Consider the following 17,902-nt stretch of genomic DNA (forward strand, 5'->3'; position numbering starts at 1 on the left):
TGAACTTCAAGCCGTTTATGCAGACTTTCCGTCCATTTAAAGAGAATTTGACACCCTTCGACACCACCACCCCGATCCTCCTCGCACCTAAATCTGCAGCAACTCCTGAATATCATCTTTATTAAGCGACGTAATCGACGTCTCTCCTGTTTGGATGACTTTATCCATGAGCTCTCGTTTCTGATCTTGAAGCTGATGAATCTTCTCTTCAATCGTACCTGCCGTGACGAGCTTCACCACTTGCACAACCTTCTTTTGCCCGAATCGGTGGACACGATCGGCAGCCTGCTCTTCCACTGCTGGGTTCCACCAGGAGTCAAACAGAATAACCGTATCCCCACCGGTCAAGTTCAGCCCTGTACCTCCCGCTTTCAAGGAAATCAAGAACAGCGGCTTCCCTCCAGCGTTATACTCTTCTGTCATGGTCACTCGGTAACTAGAAGGTGTTTTTCCGTCCAAATAGTGATAGTCCCACCCGTGCTTCTCAAGCTCTTTTTTCATCATCCCGAGCATCTTCGTGAATTGTGAAAAAATCACAACGCGTTTGCCCGATGGAATGGCCTCTTTTAAATACTCCAGAAGGCGATCGAGTTTGCCCGAGTCTCCGGTATAGTCTTCCATGAACAGCTTCGGATGACAGCAGATTTGCCTTAAACGAGTGAGGCCAGCCAAGATCTTCATCCGGTTTTCTTGAAAGGCGTCTTGTTTAATCGCCGTGGATACTTCATTTCGCAAAAGTTGTAGCTGTGCCAAATACACTGCTTTTTGGCTGTCGCTTAGCTCCGTGAATTGAACGTTTTCAATTTTATCCGGCAAATCGGAGAGAACGTCCTCTTTTACCCGACGCAACACGAAAGGACGAACCCGTTTGGCTATATCTGATTCCTTCATTTCTTTAAAAGCCTTCTTGCTCGGAAAGAGCCCTGGCAACACAATCTCAAAAATGGAGTACAGCTCATCCAAAGAGTTCTCGATAGGCGTTCCACTCAAGGCAAAAGCCTGAGCTGCTCGAATGGTTTTTACAGACCGTGCTGTTTGTGTCCAATCGTTCTTAACGTATTGGGCTTCATCTAAAATAAATACCGAAAACATCGTCTTTACGTAATGTTCCGTGTCGCGCCTTAACAATGGATACGACGTGATGATAACGTCCACATCTTTTGCTTCTTCCAGTATACTTAACCGCTCAGCAGACGGGCCCGATACAACGGCTGTCGTTAATGACGGGGCAAAGCGCTGAATTTCTTTTTGCCAGTTGTACACAAGACTGGATGGACAAACAATCAAAGCTTGCCCAGCATCACCGTCTCCTTTTTCAGAAAGCAAGTAAGCAATCGTTTGAATCGTTTTCCCCAGACCCATGTCGTCCGCTAAAATCCCGCCAAAGCCATAGTTACCAAGAGTCTTCAACCAACCAAATCCCACCTTTTGATACTCTCGCATCGTGGCGTTCAAGGACTCTGGCACGGTCGTATCGATATTTTCTGGGTTGTACATCCGCTCCAATAACTCTCTGAACCGTTTCCCACGCTTGATGGACTCGGCTCCGGCTTCTTCAAGCTGAAAAGCACGCATGAGTGGAACTTGTGTTTCTTGAGAGTAGCCGTCGATCGGTGTGGGCATTTGCTCGAGGACGCGCCTCATGTTTTCAAATCGGTCATCTTGCAGGTTCACGTAAGCTCCACTGGAAAGCTTGTAGTACTTCCGGTTTTCCGCAAGGGCCGTGAGCATCGCCTCAATTTCATCCCCTTCAACGCCCTCGAATTGGAACGTAATATCAAGGAGGTTCATCCGCTCGTTTTTCTCCATATGGATGCGCGGTGCTTCGGTCGGCGTGTGGATAAATTGCTTTGCTTCAGAAGTTGTATATACTTCCATTTTGCGAGAGAGAGCAGGCAGTTCGATGAGCAAAAAGTCGAGCACATCTTCCCACTCTTCCAAATAAAGCTCGGTTCCGTTGTATTTGAACGGAAGTTTTTCAATGTGAGATAAGAGCTCATTTTCTTTATCCATATCTCGAACGACAATCTCTTCACTCTCCGGCTGCTCTATATCAAAAGGAGACAGTGTCACGTCACCGTAAACGAATTCCAGACGTGCAGTGGCCTTTTCATTGTCCACCAAGTCCACATAAAGCTTCCCTTTTAGGGGCTCCGCTTTGATGAGACGCTTTACTTCCGGGTCCACATCGACCGTTCCTACAGCCATCAGCTGCGGCAACACAACAGAAGAAAAGTCCATCATATGCTCTTTTGCCACCGTCACCTCTCCGTTAAGGACGTTGGCGAATTTTTTATCCAAAGTCAGAAGCGTTCGCTTTTCTTCTTCTGTCAAAAAGTAAAACGTTCCTTTATAGAACAAACAATTGTATTTTTCCCCAATCATCACGATCCTGTCATGGTTTTGATACGTAAGAAGGTAGTCACTTCGCTTTTCGTCTTTATAGGTAAGGTCAAATTGAGCGGGCAACGTGGGAGGTTCATACTCCACACCGATCCCGTCATACACAAGCCCTTCGTTCGTTTCCACTCTCACGTCACATTCGGTTAGCGCTTCAAGAACATCCTTTAAAAACGAGTTCGGTATTTGCACACTTCGTTTATCGTCCACTGAGTTGAAATAGTGACTCCGGCTGCTCATGGATAACAGTTCATCTTCTACGTGAAAGATCTTCCCGATTTGGTTAAACACGCGAAGGTCTTCTTTTTTAAACGAGTAGTCGGATGGGTGATATGTAAACAACTTCGAAAAACGAAGGGCTCTGGATTGTTCCATGGCAAAAAGAAACTCTTTAATGTCTTTTACCACGTATCGCCTTTTTGGGCCGATCCTCATTTCAAGATCAACCGAACCCGAATGACTTCCGCCAAAGGCAGATGTGAGATCCAAAATGAATTCTACGTTCAATTGTTCTTTTTCACTCAACGTCTCTTTTTTACGGTCATACACCTGGTTAAAGCTTTCAATCAGGCTTTGCGCATGGTCTTCATTGCTGTCATGGGCACGATGCGAAAAGAGTGGCTTACTCTGTTTTCGCACATGAGAACGCTCCAGAATTTCGAGTAAAAAAGCAGTCAGGTGCTTACAAAGTCCCGAATAGGTCTGAAAAGCCTGGCACGTGCATGTGGCCCCTGTAATGTCGATTTTGTCATTCACGACATCTACCCATACATCATAATTGTCCATTCCTTTTACAGTCGCTTCATAAAGAGAAGCTTCACGGGCGAAGTATAGGTCGTGCACAGCTCCTTCTTCTTTATAACGTTGCCCTCGTTCAAAAACGGTTTGGGAACTGGCTGCATCTCGAATACGATCTTCTGTTAATCCTTTAAACACGGACATCCTCTCCTACCTGAACGAACGTTTCTTTGGCTTCGTCTCTTCCATTGTAGTCTTTTCTGTTGGTTTAAATACGGGATGAATTCTCCCTCTTTCTGTCATACTAAAGGGTAAAGGAAGAGGGTGACGTTTAAACTCCCCCTGGAATCGGGAATAGAGACACAACCAATACAAAATAGAGGTGAAAGCTATGAGTCTGATCATCCGAAGAATTTTGCGCCTTTTCTTATTCAGCTTTCTCATGAAATTGGCGTCCCGCTTTATCGGACGGTTCGTCAATCGAATGACGGGTTCGGAACGACGATCTTAAAAAGAACAAACAAGAAGGAGGGACCACAAGCGGTGGTGCCCTTCTTTTTTGTGATTATTGGTTTCAATCGCTGCGTAGCCTCAGGAGTTTAAAAGGTGAACTTCGATTCAACTTATAAAGCTCCTATCGTTCTCCCTTTACCCCTTCGCTGCTTTAATATCTTCAACTAACAACGAAAGCTCTTCCCAGCGTTCCATGGCAGCTTCCAGTTCCTCTTCGGTCTTTTGCTGTTCTTGGAAAAGTTCTTGCACTTTCATGGAATCACTACCCGCTTTTACGATGCCTTCTTGAATAGATTGGATTTTTTCTTCAAGACTTGCGATGCGATCTTCAATGGTGTTCCATTCCTGTTGTTCTTTATACGATAATTTCGTTGGCTTTTTGGTTGGTTGCGCCTGCGTTTCAGGCTTCGCATCTCTCTTCCCCTGCGCTTCGATCGGTTTAACCGAGTCTTTGTTTTCAGCCATATAGTCAGAATAGTGGCCGAAAAATCTCTCCACTTGAGCATCCCCTTTGAATACGAGAAGGCGATCGACTACACGATCGAGAAAATACCGATCATGGGAAACCGTAATAACGACACCAGGGAACTGATCGAGGTAATCCTCTAAAATACTTAACGTCTGCGTATCCAAATCATTTGTAGGCTCATCGAGAAACAGGACGTTCGGCTCCCCCATAAGAACACGAAGTAAATAGAGACGCCTGCGTTCCCCACCGGACAGACGACGAATGACATTCCATTGTACTGGTCTTGGGAACATGAATCGCTCAAGCATCTGTTCTGCCGTAATCACATCACCTGTCGCTGTATGAACCAATTCTGCCGCTTCTTTAATGTATTCAATTACCCGAAGGCTTTCATCCATCTCTTGATGATCTTGTGTGTAATAGCCGATCTTCACCGTTTCGCCCGTTTCCACATGGCCTCGATCAGGAGCGAGACGTCCGGCAATCACATTCAACAACGTGGATTTCCCGGTTCCATTTGGACCAATAATGCCTAGCCTCTCTCCTGGAACAACCAAGTAATCCACATTTTCAAAGAGAGGTTTTCCTCCCATCGCCTTTGTGACCCCGTCAAGCTCGATCACCTTTTTTCCCAGTCGATTCGACCCGATCGCAAAATCCAAGTCTCTTTTTTCACGCTCAAACGACTCTTCTTGAAGGGATTCAGCCCTTTGAATCCGAGCCTTTTGCTTCGTAGTCCGGGCTTTGGCTCCCCGCTTTAGCCAAGCCAGTTCCCTTCTTAAAATGTTTCGGTGCTTTGCTCCTTGCACTTCAGCTTGCTCTTCTCTTTCCGCACGCTTTTGCAAGTACGTTTCATAATTTCCTTCGTAAGCGTACAAACTTCCGTGATCGAGTTCGAAGATATGGTTTGTGACGCGATTTAAGAAATAACGATCGTGCGTGACCAAAATAATGGCCCCTTTATATTGTGACAAAAACTGTTCAAGCCACTCGATTGTCCAATTGTCCAGATGATTGGTCGGCTCATCCAAGATGAGAATATCAGCCGGCTGAATAAGCGCTTTTGCAATCGCCACTCTTTTCTTTTGTCCACCTGACAAATGTGCCATTTGCTTTGTAAAATCCGTGATGCCAAGCTTAGTCAAGATGGTTTTCGCGACGGTATTCGCTTCCCACGCTTCTGTTTCGTCCATCCGTGCTTGAAGCTTCATTAACTTGCTTTGGCGCTTTTCGTTTTGTGGATCCTGTTCCAGTTCATGAGCTGCCTGTTCATACTCACGCATCACTCTCATGATGGTCGAATCTCCGTCATAGATGTGCTCAAGAACCGTCCGATTCGGGTCTAATTCCGGATCTTGGGGCAAATATTCTATATGAAAGGTATTGGCATGATCCATCGTTCCACTCTCTGCACTTTCGATGCCTGCGAGCACTTTTAACAGTGTCGATTTCCCTGTTCCATTAACTCCTAAAAGGCCAATCCGTTGCCCTTTTGTTATGGAAAAAGAAACGTTATCAAACAAGACCTTTTCACCGTACGTTTTTGTTAATCCATCCACAGATAAAATTGTCATTCGTATACCCCTTATCTTTTCAATAAGCTATTTTCCTGTTGCTGAGTTAATTTGTTGGTAAACATTTTAATTTTTATATAAGAAGTTTAAGCCTTGGCGTTTTTTCGTCGACATTGGTGATTTGTTCATCGACTTTAGATTTTATCCATCACTCTTAGCCGGTTATCAATCACTTTCTGAATTTATCCATCACTTTGGGCCGGTTTATCCATCACTTCCGGCCGGTTATCCATCACTTCGGCCAAGTTATCCATCACTTTCAGTCCAGCGACTCTAAATACCGTTTTACTATCATCCCTTTATTGTAGCTCAAAAGGGTAATGTTTGAAAAATCTTTTTATAAAACATTTACTTTGCCCTATTCTCAAGCCTTACATTATTTAGTAGTATGGTAAGTACCTTATTTTTTTGATAGTATTACATATTGTCACACATACCCATGGAGGATGCTAAATGAAGAAAACACAATTCTATATCGTGCTGATTGCCCTCCTTACGATCATTGGGTGTTCAGAACCAACCGAAAGTGAAAATGTATCTTTCTTTGAAGATAGACAACTTGAATCTGCAGTAAGAGAAGCTTTGGGACAACCTGAAGGCGAGCTGACGGAAGCAGAGTTACAAGACATCCGCACCCTTCATGCTTTTGAAAGAAACATCCAAAGCTTGGATGGGATCGAAAATCTCAAATCACTGGAAGAGCTGATCGTTTTCGGCAATCAAATTGAAGACATTACTCCTCTTCTGGACTTACCGAATATTGAAAATGTAGACATTGAAAACAACCCTCTTAACTTATCTGTCGGATCGGAATCCTATAGCGTTGTCAGACAATTAATTAATAACGATGTGTTTGTGTTTATCGATGAAGAGCGGTTTGCCCTTGATATGGAACCGTCTCGTGGCGTGTTTTATGAAGTAACCAACGATAACAAAACCGTGTATATGCTCGGATCGATACATATTGGTTCAGAAGAGCTTTATCCGTTGCACGAAGACATTGAAGAAGCCTTTGAACAGTCGTCTGCTGCAGTTTTTGAGATCGATTTCACTCAACTGTCGGATGAAAGGTTGCAAGAGATCGCATCAGAAGCGGGCATATTCGATGACGATCAGTCCCTTGAAGATTATGTAACAGAAGAAGAGTTTGATGAAATTGCCTTACTCCTCAGTCCATACGGATTGTTAAGAAGCGACCTGAGGGATATGAAACCTTGGTACGTTCAAGAAATCCTCTTATCAGTCGTCTCCATGACAGCTGGTTATGAGCCGGGACTCGGAATTGATATGCACTTTCTCGAACGGGCAGCTGAAGACGAAAAAGAGATTATTGGTCTTGAAACCGCCGAAGATCAGTTGGACATCCAAAACATCATCACATTGGAAACCCAAGGAGAACAGCTCAGTCACACGCTTGATCAATATGACGAACTCGGAGATGAACTCCTAGATTTGATGGCCATGTGGCGTAGAGGCGATCAAGAAGCCTTAACCGAGCTTCGTTATCCTGATGAGAACGAACCTGAAGATTACCAAGACTACATTCGGGCCCTAACCGATGAGCGCGATGAGGCGATGGCCGATAGCATTGTCAGATTCCTAGAAGATGGAGAGCATAACACCTACTTTGTCGTAGTCGGTGCGATTCATTTATTGGGAGAAAACAGCATTACAGATCGATTAGAACAAGAGGGTTACACCGTCAACACGGTTCTGGACCCTTTGGAAGATGAAGATGGTGAAGAAGCATAAGATGGTGAGCCGCACTCTTTATTGGGTGCGGTTTTTTTATGTATGATTTAATAAGAAGGAGTGGTGGAAGGGTGGCTTGGAGTATTTCGGTTTTCGGATAACCCACTTATTTCGAAATAGCCGGAGATAAATGTGTAATTGGCGTACTTATTTTTTGTTTGGCGGAGTTAAATGTGTAATTGGCGTAGTTATTTTCTATTTGGTGGAGTTAGCTATGCCGCGACCCCTCCCACACTTTTTATTCCTCTCCCCTCTCCCAACAAAAAAACACGCCACCTCGATTAAGGTGGCGCGGCACTTACTGTTTATTCATTATTCTTTTTCCCTTTTAACGACAACTGACTCAAGTCCACTTCCCTACTTTTAATGTTGTTCGGGTCGAGACCATTTCCAAGGGAACCGAACGCTGTCGCATTGTTTGGGTCAACCAGTTGATCTTGATCAAAATAAACACGAGGCGTTTTCCAAAGGGCGCGCATCGCTTTGCTCATGGGCATTTCATGATAGCGCTCAGGCCACATCTCTTTGATCCGACGCTTAACAATCGGATAATATTTCGGGTTCATTCCCGGAAACAAGTGATGCTCCGTATGATACGAAAAGTTAAAGTGAAGCACATCCACCCATTTTGGCACGGTTACCGTTAAACTGTTTGCTAACGGGTCGTTAACCGGCACAAGAGGGTTTAGTCTGTGATTCGTAGAAATATACGCCATCACGATGAAGTTTGCAATTAACAGCGGCAAGAAGAAGGCAAATAGCCATTTAACCGGTCCAATCCATAGGAGAAGACCAATCCAGGTCGCCCAAGGCATAATAAATTGCATCCATACTTTAATCTGTTTCTCTTTATTGAAATCTTTAATATACGTAATAAACATATGTGAAGAATGGAGTGTAAATGTAAATGCGAGCGCAGCAAAGCCTGCCATCGCTCGAATTGTAAACGGAATACGGTACATCCAGCGAAGGAAACGGCTTTTTGCCAACTTGTTCACAGTAGGCCAAGCATCTGGGTCTTTATGTTCATCTTGTGTATGATGGTGGTGTTCCATGTTGTGCCATTTTTTCCACAATTCAGGGCCTGTTGTGAGCGGCCAAAAGGCAATTGCCCCTAACACATTTCGTAACCAACGTTTTCTAACGACTGTTCCGTGCAAAATCTCGTGACCTAAGAAACCAAGGGAGGCAAAGCTTGAACCTAATATGACAGCAATTAATAAATTGAGCCAAATATTCAAGTCAAAGAAGGCGATGGAAAAAATCCCTCCAAGAGCAATAAAGGCATAAATCAGTCCGCCCCATAACCTTCCCGGAACTGCTTTGAAGGCTTTTTTCGGCATGTGAGGCGATACTCGTGCAGCATACCAACCGAACGAATGAAACTCCGCCTCTTCTACGAGCTTATTGTTTTTCACGTATTCCACTCCTCTTTAAAACGCTTTTCTCTATCGTACCAAAGCAAAAGGTGCAAATGCAACGTTTTTTTAATACCTGGTACTAAAGCTTGGTACTAGTTTATCACGATTCCCATTCTAATCATATGAGCATAAAGAAGCGATTACGATTCATACTACAAAAATGGAGGTGATGATCGTGAAAAAGGACAAACAGCCTTATGCCACAAACAAAGAACAAGAAACAGACCAATTCCCCAAAACCAGTGTACAAGACGCACACTACCGCGGGGACTCGACTGATGAACTTTCTGCGATGGAAGAGGCCAGTCACGACATGGCAAAAAAAGAAATCGAGCAGGAGAATCAAAACGGAGCGAGAACGTAAGCTGCGTCCCTAATGCTCTTAACAGGCCGCCTTTTTAAATATAAAAAGCCTCTCTTTTAGGATAAAAAGAGAGGCCGTTTTCATATAAAAATCATTGATTGTAATCAAGTGGGTGTGCTACACTAATAGCACTTGTGTAGTTTATTTCCATTTCGTTAAAATTCATCCAATTTTATTATACTACACACCATTATATATTGTCAACAAAAAAGGAGTGGTCTTATGAGCAATGAAAACGAGCAACGACTCGAAGAACAGACCCGTGTAGACCGGGTTGTCGATACGATTGAAAAGAAACAAACCGTGCTCAGAGAAGCCTCCGGCGACCTTAAAAAAGATATTATAGATGTCAGAAAAAGCTTTTGGGACGACGTAACGGTTAACTTAGACGATCCGGACGATGTGATCGAAACCCAAGCGAGCCTCAAACAGCAAGCTGAATTTTTATCCGAACGAGAACGAAGCCATGGGCAGCAATCCGAGCGAATGAAAACCCTAGAAGACCTTCGAGATTCTCCCTATTTCGGACGGATTGATTTTAAAGAATCAGGCGAGGAAGACGAAGAAGCCATTTATATCGGCATCGCCTCTCTCACGGACGATAACGACGAAGATTTTCTCGTCTATGACTGGCGTGCGCCAATCTCAAGTATGTATTACAACTACTCCCCCGGCCCTGCCGAATATGAGACGATGGATGGCACGATCGACGGTGAGATGACGTTAAAACGGCAGTTTATCATTCGAAATGGAACGATTAAAGGACTTTTTAACACTGGTGTAACCATCGGGGACAAACTGCTGCAAAATCTACTCGGTAGTGAATCAAGTCCGCAAATGAGATCCATTGTCTCCACGATCCAAAAAGAACAAAACAAGATTATTCGAAACGAGCGAAGCCGCTACCTTGTTGTGCAAGGTGTGGCTGGAAGCGGAAAGACAAGTGCCGCCATGCAACGAGTCGCCTACCTTCTTTACGCTCATCGCGAGTCACTTACATCCGAAAACATGGTTCTCTTCTCCCCCAATCCTTTATTTAACAGCTATGTGGCTACGGTGTTGCCGGAACTAGGTGAAGAAAACATGTGGCAAACCACGTACAACGAATATGTTCAAAAAGAACTCGGATCTACTTTTAACGTTGAAGATCCATTTGACCAAATGGAGTGGTTCTTACAATCTGTTGACTCAACCGACGACGAAAGCCGTAATCAAGCCGTTCAATTAAAATCGTCACTCGCGTTTAAAGATCGAGTTGATTTGTTTGTGAAGAGACTTGAAACGGGCGGCATTCATTTTCAAAACGTACGCTTTAGAGGAGAAACGTTGATTGATAAACAAGAGATTCACTCGTACTTCTACTCTCTCGACTCGTCCATCTCCATTCCAAATCGGATGGATCTCACAAGCGACTGGCTTATGCAAAAAATCAAAGCTGTTCAACGTACGGAATGGGAAAAGCTTTGGGTCGAAGAAGAGATTCAGTTAATGGACAAAGAAGAGTATTTGGAAGGCTTCAGAAAGCTTGAGAAAGACAAGGAGTTCAACGAAGCCACGTTCGATGATTTCGAACGAGAGCGAGAGTGGCTCAGTAAGCGAGTCGTGAAGATGAAGCTCCTTCCTTTGAAACAAAAAATCAAGAAGCTCGCCTTTGTAAATGTAGTTAAAACGTACCGTGATTTCTACTTAGAGCTAAAGAAAGATCCCGACTGGGCAATGATTGCCGAAGCGACAATTCAAATGATTCACAAAAAGAAACTTCTGTGGGAAGATGCGACGGCTTACTTGTATTTCCAAGATCGTTTAAAAGGACGCCGCCCATTAACTCATATCAGTCACGTGTTTATTGACGAAGCCCAAGATTATTCACCGTTTCAATTTGCCTACTTAAAGGACCTTTTTCCTCAGGCAAAAATGACTCTCTTAGGCGACGTTCATCAATCGATTTACCTTCACGCGATCACGAATCCAACGCCGATCAGTGAAGGTCAAGAGGAAAAAGCAGAACGCATTACCCTTATGCGAAGCTATCGATCAACCCGTCCGATTGTGAACTTCACCTCACAACTGATAGACGGGGGAGAAGATATCATCCCATTTACACGGGACGGTACAAAACCTGTCTATGTAGAAACAGAGTCACTACAAGACATGCAGAAACGAACCGTCAAGCTGATCAAATCTCTTTTCACAAAAAAGCATGAAACAGTAGCGATCATTTGTAAAACGGCAAAGGAAAGCGAAGCCGTAAGCGCCTATTTGAGCGAGCACTTTGATATCCAATTGATTGATAAAGATACCCATACGTATAAAAAAGGACTTGTCGTTATTCCAACCTACCTTGCCAAGGGAATAGAATTTGACGCTGTAATCCTGTATAACGCCTCACATGATCATTATGCTAAAGAGTCGGAGCGAAACTTGTTTTATACCGCATGCACACGAGCCATGCACGAACTCCACATTCTTTCAAACGGTGGGATGAGTCCGCTAATGGAACGAGTACCGGCATCGTTTTATGAAGTTATTGAATAATGGCCTATTCACACCACGGTGAGATTAGGATAACGTAAAAAGCAGCAGGCCACTCAAGGCCCGCTGCTTTTCTTCTTTATTTTCGTTTCACATCCACTAGTTGTCCTCGGCTCAACTGCTGTTGTTTCAGCGTTACCCCTGCTTGCTTGGCTGCTCGTTTCAAGTCCCGTTCTTCTCGTGGTTGCACAAGAGAGATGACAGTTCCATCTTGTTTGTTTCGCCCCGTTCGCCCGGAACGGTGAACATACTGCTTCGCGTCACGTGGGACATCCAGTTGGATGACATGAGTCAGCTCTTGAATATCAAGGCCTCTTGCAGCAAGGTCGGTTGCGACCATGAGTGACGTATCACCAGAACGGAATCGCTTGATCGCCTGTTCACGCTCCTGCTTCTTTGTGTCTCCATGTAACACACTCACGTCAATCTTTTTAAACTGAAGCTTTTCCCCAATCACGTTCACTTCACCAATGTCGTTTACAAAAGCCAACGCTTTAATTGACTGGTTTTTCACAAGGCTGTTGACCACTTCAATCTTCTCACGAGCTTCACACACCACATAAATGTGATCTACGTTTCCTGTGGCCACATCATCTTTTCCAACACGAATCACTTCTGGATCCTTCATGAATTCCGCCGCTTTTTTCTCCACTTCTTCAGGTACAGTAGCTGAGAAAAGAATAAGCTGACGATCTTTCAGGGTTGATTTGATGATTTGCTCAATCGTCTTTTCATGCTCAGGAATTAAAAGCTGATCTCCTTCATCAAGAACAATTGTCTTCACTTCGTGCATTTTTAGCTTTTTGATTTTAATGAGTTCAGCAAGGCGCCCTGGTGTTCCGGCAACGATCTGAGGCTTCTTTTTAAGCTTCTCAAGCTGGCGTTTCGTGTTCGCTCCACCAATGAATGAAGCCGACTTGATCCCGCTTCCTTGAGACCAAATTTGGATTTGTTCCAGTATTTGCATGACCAGTTCTTGGGACGATGCTAAAATTACCGCCTGCACGTCCTTCTTTTCTGGATCAATTTGATGTAAAATCGGCAAGAGGTAGGCTAACGTTTTCCCTGTCCCTGTCGGTGATTCAGCTATCACGTCTTTTTTGTCCAAAACAAAAGGCATCGCCTTTTCTTGGATCCCGGTCGGTTCAGTAAAGCCTGCTTTTTCCCAAGCCGTTTGAATAAACGGTTTTAAGTTATTTGTATAATCGCTCATTGTGTTCTCCTTTATATTTCATCTACCCATGAGTGTACCCTACTCGGGGGTTTGGAGTAAAGAAGAGGAAGGATTTGTTGAGGCGAATTCAAAACTTGTATCGTTTAATGCTGAAGACATTAGGGTGTAGCCGGAATGGCCTTCGCTTTCCGTAGTGGTCCGGTGAGCCTCCTCAGGCGTTTCCCTCCGGGGTCTCACCTTTCTTGTAATTCCGCAGGAGTGTCGCCTATTCCGTTCAACTCCGCACCACTCTCTTCAAATAGAGTAAATAAAAGATGTCTTACGCAGGTTCGGTGAAGAATTTCAGGTGTTATTGTCACGCCCTTCTCTTTGTCATGATCAAAAAAGGGTTGCCAACACGGGATCATCAACGCCTGATTATGAAAAAATGAATTGATTTACAACCAATCAAGTATCAATAGAGGATGTGCTTTTAATGAGTATCTTAACAGTAAAAAACTTGAGCCACGGTTTTGGTGACCGTGCGATTTTTCACGATGTTTCCTTTCGTCTGTTAAAAGGAGAACACATCGGATTAATCGGAGCGAACGGGGAAGGAAAGTCCACGTTCATGAATATCATCACAAGAAGCCTTGAGCCAGACGAAGGAAAAGTCGAGTGGGCTAAAAACGTCCGCGTCGGTTTCCTTGATCAGCACACGGTTCTTGAAAAAGGGCTTACGATTCGCGACGTATTAAAAGGCGCCTTTCAATATTTGTTCGACATGGAACAAGAGATGAACAACCTTTACGAAAAAATGGGCGAGTCTTCTCCTGAAGAACTTGAAAAGCTTCTCGAAGACGTAGGTACGATTCAAGACATGCTTACCAATAACGACTTTTACACCATCGATGCAAAGGTAGAAGAAATCGCTCGCGGTCTTGGACTCGATGAAATCGGATTGGACCGAGACGTCAATGATTTAAGCGGGGGGCAACGTACAAAGATTCTTCTTGGTAAATTGCTATTAGAAAAGCCGGACATTCTCCTTCTCGACGAGCCGACGAACTACTTGGACGAGCAGCACATCGAATGGCTGAAGCGCTACCTTCAAGAATATGAAAATGCGTTTATTCTGATTTCACACGACATTCCGTTCTTAAACAGCGTCATCAACTTGATTTATCATATGGAAAACCAAGAGCTCACCCGTTACGTTGGAGACTACGATCATTTCATGAGTGTGTATGACATGAAAAAACAGCAGCTTGAAGCAGCTTACAAAAAACAGCAGCAAGAAATCGCGGGACTTAAAGATTTCGTGGCAAGAAACAAAGCTCGAATTTCTACACGAAACATGGCCATGTCCAGACAAAAAAAGCTCGATAAAATGGACGTCATTGAACTAGCTCAAGAAAAGCCAAAGCCTGAATTCCGGTTCAAAAAAGCCCGCACCTCTGGAAAGCTTATTTTTGAAACGAACGAACTGGTCATAGGATATGATGAGCCGTTATCTCGTCCATTGAACCTTCGCATGGAAAGAGGCCAAAAACTTGCCCTTGTTGGGGCTAACGGTATCGGAAAAACGACGCTCCTCCGCAGTATTTTAGGAGAAATAAAGCCAATCTCAGGCACCGTTGAGCGAGGAGAGCACTTGCACATCGGATACTTCGAGCAAGAAATCAAAACGGCAAACAACAAAACGTGTATCGAAGAAGTATGGGACGAATTCCCTTCCTTTAACCAATACGAAGTGCGCTCAGCCCTTGCGAAATGTGGCCTTATGACCAAACACATTGAAAGTAAAGTAAGTGTGTTGAGTGGTGGAGAAAAAGCAAAGGTACGCCTATGTAAGCTCATCAACAACGAAACGAACCTTCTTGTACTCGATGAGCCGACCAACCACTTAGACGTGGATGCCAAAGCCGAACTTAAACAAGCACTCCAAGAATACAAAGGTAGCATCCTCCTTATCAGCCACGAACCTGAATTTTACGAAGACGTGGTTACAGACGTTTGGAACTGTGAAGACTGGACTACTAAGGTGTTTTAATTGAACGCAACAGAAGTCAGACTAAAGGAAACACAAGACATACTCGTGTTTCCTTAAATAATATTTACTCAATAATGAATCTTCCTTAAAATACTAATCTTTCTTTGAAAGGAGTGGACCGGTGATTATCCAAGCTGAGCAAACGTTACACGAGTACTTTGGTTATTCGTCCTTTCGCCCTGGACAAAAACAAATCATTGAGCAGGTATTCAGCGGCACACCTACCATGGGCATCATGCCTACTGGAGGCGGGAAGTCCATATGCTACCAAATTCCGTCCCTCCTGTTTCCTGGGCTCACACTCGTCATCTCCCCTCTCATTTCATTAATGAAAGACCAGGTAGACGAACTTAAAGAAGCCCAAATTCGCTCTTCATATATTAATAGTTCCCTAACGTACGAGGAAGTAGAAGAACGAATAGCCGACATCCGCGCAGGACGTACGAAGCTACTATACGTAGCACCTGAACGGTTTGAAGTTCCATCTTTTGTGAACATGCTCAAAGGCCTTAATGTAAGCTTGATCGCCGTTGACGAGGCTCACTGTGTATCCCAGTGGGGACACGACTTCCGCCCAAGCTACATGCGGATCCCTTCTGTCTTAAACCAATTCGATAACCGCCCAGCTGTCCTCGCCCTCACAGCGACAGCGACGCCAGCCGTGAGAGACGATGTATGCCAAGCATTCGGTATTGAACAGACAGACGTGGTTCAGACAGGCTTTTCCCGTGAAAACTTGAGCTTTCACGTACTAAAAGGAGAAGTTCGCGACCGCTACTGTGCTGATTATATTAAGAAAAACCCTGGCGAACCGGGGATCATCTATGCTTCAACACGTAAAGAAGTAGAGAACATTCAAGAATTTTTAACCAATAAAGGCATTGACGCAGGGAAATACCACGGCGGTATGAGCGCAGTGGCAAGAGCAAACAGTCAAGAGGATTTCGTTTACGACCGTATTCAAGTGATGGTCGCCACAAACGCTTTTGGAATGGGGATCAATAAAAGCAACGTTCGTTTTGTGATTCATTATCAAATCCCACGAAACATTGAAAGTTACTATCAAGAAGCCGGACGTGCCGGGCGAGACGGTGAACCGAGCGAATGTGTGCTCCTCTACTCGCCACAAGACATTCGCGTTCAGCAATTCCTGATTGACCAGTCCGACTCAAGCGACGACCGAAAGCAAAACGAATACCGAAAGCTTCATCAGATGGTTAACTACTGTCATACAGAAGGCTGCCTTCAATCCTACATTCTCAATTACTTCGGGGACAAAGACGCAGAACCTTGCGGAAAATGTAGCAACTGTACAGACGACCGAGAAACCGAAGACGTCACTCGTGACGCTCAAATGGTCTTCTCCTGCATCAAACGAATGAATGAACGCTTCGGGAAAACGATGGTCGCCCAAGTCCTTACGGGGTCACACAACCAAAAGCTCAAAGATATGGGCTTTCACCGCCTGTCTACTCACGGGTTGATGAAGGACTATACCATCAAAGAAGTCGCACAGTTCATCGATTACCTCGTTGCTGAGGAGTACCTTCGCATGACTGACGGCGCTTACCCCGTACTCATGCTCACCGAAAAGACTGTTCCAGTCCTAAAAGGCGAGCTCCCTGTGGAGAAAAAAGTGGAGAAACGCCCGACTGTGATTACAGAAGCTCACCCCCTCTTTGCCGAACTGCGTGAACTTCGAACCCGTTTGGCTAAAGAAAACAGTGTCGCGCCTTACATGGTGTTCTCTGATAAGACCTTAAAAGAAATGTGTGACAAGCTCCCGGAAGACGAGCAAGCCATGCTTGATGTCAAAGGCCTTGGAGCACAGAAGTTCGAAAAATATGGTGAAGCGTTCTTGGAGAAAATTCAACATTATCGGCAAACCAATCCCGATGAAGCTTCCGGTAAAAAAACAGAGCCCGCGAAATCGAAAAAAGGCGCTATCGGTAAAGATAAAACACCAAGCCACATCATCACTCTCGACATGTTTAATAACGGCATGGACCTTGAACACATTGCCGCAGAAAGAGGCTTTAAGAAGGGCACGGCCGGTGAACACCTCATCCGGTGCGCCGAAGAAGGCATGGACGTTGCCTTTGATCGCCTCGTGACGCCAGAACAAAAGCAAAACATAGTAGACGTAGTCGAAAAAATTGATCCTTCTGAAGGTCTAAAACCCATTAAGGAAGCACTACCAGAAGACATCGATTACTATCAGATTAAGGCGGTCCTTCAAGGGTTCGCCCACGCATAAGGTACGACCCCATAGCCGTCAACTTAAGGATTGAGTGTAGTAAATCAGTTGAAGAAAGGTGTAGCCGGAATGTTCTTCGCATTCCGCGGCGGTGCCGGCGAGCCTCCTCGGGCAAAGCCCTTGCGGGGTCTCTCCTGGCTCCAACGGCCGCAGGAGTCTGCGAACATCCCGGCTACACCTGATCACATGTTCAAGTTCATATCATTTGTTATAAATAAGAGCTTACCAGCTTATCCTGTCGCTTCCCTTTACAAAGTAAAGGGAGGTATTTTTTTATGAAGAAGAAAAACATTCTAAAAAAATCAAAAGACGGACTCCGTCGGGCATTTCATAAGGGATTTTTAGATCAGATTGCTAAAGAAACTCAGCTCACTGATTACTAACAAGTGGATCACCAATTAAGATAAATAACCTATTCCATCAATACACAGAAGTCATTCGAAGACGATGTAGGAAGAGTAGAAAGAAGAATTGTGAGACACCTTTTCAAGTCTTAAAAAACACGATGAAGGAGGAAGAAAAGCTGATGCTTTTACAGATTTGAATAAGCTGTTTGTTTTATAAAGATTACCTTTTGTTAAAGTAGAAAATGGAGTGAAAGGTGGCGACTCCAGCGGGAATAGCATCAGCCGAAGACCCCGCAGGGCGCCTTTCCCGAGGAGGCTAAGGCGATGCC

10 protein-coding genes are annotated in these 17,902 nt (G+C 44.5%); 6 read left to right on the forward strand and 4 right to left on the reverse strand.

Going from position 1 to position 17,902, the window contains the following annotated elements; all coding sequences use genetic code 11:
* Positions 1-87: 87 nt before the first annotated feature.
* Positions 88-3,336 (reverse strand): DEAD/DEAH box helicase, encoded by a 3,249-nt coding sequence (locus tag G476_RS0116980; protein ID WP_051314897.1) that lies wholly within the window; start codon positions 3,334-3,336, stop codon positions 88-90.
* Between the two features lie 126 nt (positions 3,337-3,462).
* Here G476_RS0116980 and G476_RS0116985 point away from each other — a divergent pair, with 126 nt between their 5' ends.
* Positions 3,463-3,741, forward strand: coding sequence for a hypothetical protein (locus G476_RS0116985; RefSeq protein WP_026691144.1), 279 nt, complete (start codon positions 3,463-3,465; stop codon positions 3,739-3,741).
* Between the two features lie 45 nt (positions 3,742-3,786).
* Here the strand turns inward: G476_RS0116985 and G476_RS0116990 are convergent, their stop codons facing one another.
* The gene (locus G476_RS0116990; protein WP_026691145.1) at positions 3,787-5,694 is read right to left on the reverse strand and encodes an ABC-F family ATP-binding cassette domain-containing protein; all 1,908 of its coding nucleotides are present in this window, start codon (positions 5,692-5,694) and stop codon (positions 3,787-3,789) included.
* Between the two features lie 453 nt (positions 5,695-6,147).
* Here G476_RS0116990 and G476_RS0116995 point away from each other — a divergent pair, with 453 nt between their 5' ends.
* Positions 6,148-7,446 carry a TraB/GumN family protein gene (locus G476_RS0116995; RefSeq protein WP_026691146.1) on the forward strand — a complete coding sequence of 433 codons (1,299 nt, stop codon included), beginning with the start codon at positions 6,148-6,150 and terminating at the stop codon, positions 7,444-7,446.
* Positions 7,447-7,751: 305 nt separating this feature from the next.
* On the opposite strand, the gene desB is transcribed toward G476_RS0116995, so the two are convergent.
* Positions 7,752-8,864 carry a Delta(10) desaturase DesB gene (gene desB, locus G476_RS0117000; protein WP_026691147.1) on the reverse strand — a complete coding sequence of 371 codons (1,113 nt, stop codon included), beginning with the start codon at positions 8,862-8,864 and terminating at the stop codon, positions 7,752-7,754.
* A gap of 178 nt (positions 8,865-9,042) precedes the next feature.
* On the opposite strand from desB, the gene G476_RS0117005 reads away from it, so the two are divergent.
* Both G476_RS0117005 and helD read left to right on the forward strand, forming a co-directional pair.
* Positions 9,043-9,231, forward strand: coding sequence for a hypothetical protein (locus G476_RS0117005; protein ID WP_026691148.1), 189 nt, complete (start codon positions 9,043-9,045; stop codon positions 9,229-9,231).
* 222 nt (positions 9,232-9,453) lie between these two features.
* Positions 9,454-11,766, forward strand: a complete 2,313-nt coding sequence (gene helD, locus G476_RS0117010) for an RNA polymerase recycling motor HelD (protein ID WP_026691149.1) — start codon at positions 9,454-9,456, stop codon at positions 11,764-11,766.
* Between the two features lie 76 nt (positions 11,767-11,842).
* Here helD and G476_RS0117015 read toward each other — a convergent pair whose 3' ends face one another.
* Positions 11,843-12,976, reverse strand: a complete 1,134-nt coding sequence (locus G476_RS0117015) for a DEAD/DEAH box helicase (protein WP_026691150.1) — start codon at positions 12,974-12,976, stop codon at positions 11,843-11,845.
* 436 nt (positions 12,977-13,412) lie between these two features.
* On the opposite strand from G476_RS0117015, the gene G476_RS0117020 reads away from it, so the two are divergent.
* Entirely contained in the window at positions 13,413-14,969 is a 1,557-nt protein-coding gene (locus tag G476_RS0117020; RefSeq protein ID WP_026691151.1) for an ABC-F family ATP-binding cassette domain-containing protein, read from the forward strand.
* A gap of 121 nt (positions 14,970-15,090) precedes the next feature.
* The gene (recQ, locus tag G476_RS0117025; RefSeq protein ID WP_026691152.1) at positions 15,091-17,226 is read left to right on the forward strand and encodes a DNA helicase RecQ; all 2,136 of its coding nucleotides are present in this window, start codon (positions 15,091-15,093) and stop codon (positions 17,224-17,226) included.
* Positions 17,227-17,902: the final 676 nt, after the last annotated feature.

Source organism: Alteribacter aurantiacus DSM 18675, from assembly GCF_000429705.1.
Lineage (GTDB): Bacteria > Bacillota > Bacilli > Bacillales > Salisediminibacteriaceae > Alteribacter > Alteribacter aurantiacus.

What these genes read in the sequence shown, in the direction of transcription:
- G476_RS0116990 (WP_026691145.1), bottom strand. Translation starts at nt 5,694, where the DNA reads ATGACAATTTTATCTGTGGATGGATTAACAAAAACGTACGGTGAAAAG.
- G476_RS0116995 (WP_026691146.1), top strand. Translation starts at nt 6,148, where the DNA reads ATGAAGAAAACACAATTCTATATCGTGCTGATTGCCCTCCTTACGATC.
- helD (WP_026691149.1), top strand. Translation starts at nt 9,454, where the DNA reads ATGAGCAATGAAAACGAGCAACGACTCGAAGAACAGACCCGTGTAGAC.
- G476_RS0117015 (WP_026691150.1), bottom strand. Translation starts at nt 12,976, where the DNA reads ATGAGCGATTATACAAATAACTTAAAACCGTTTATTCAAACGGCTTGG.
- G476_RS0117020 (WP_026691151.1), top strand. Translation starts at nt 13,413, where the DNA reads ATGAGTATCTTAACAGTAAAAAACTTGAGCCACGGTTTTGGTGACCGT.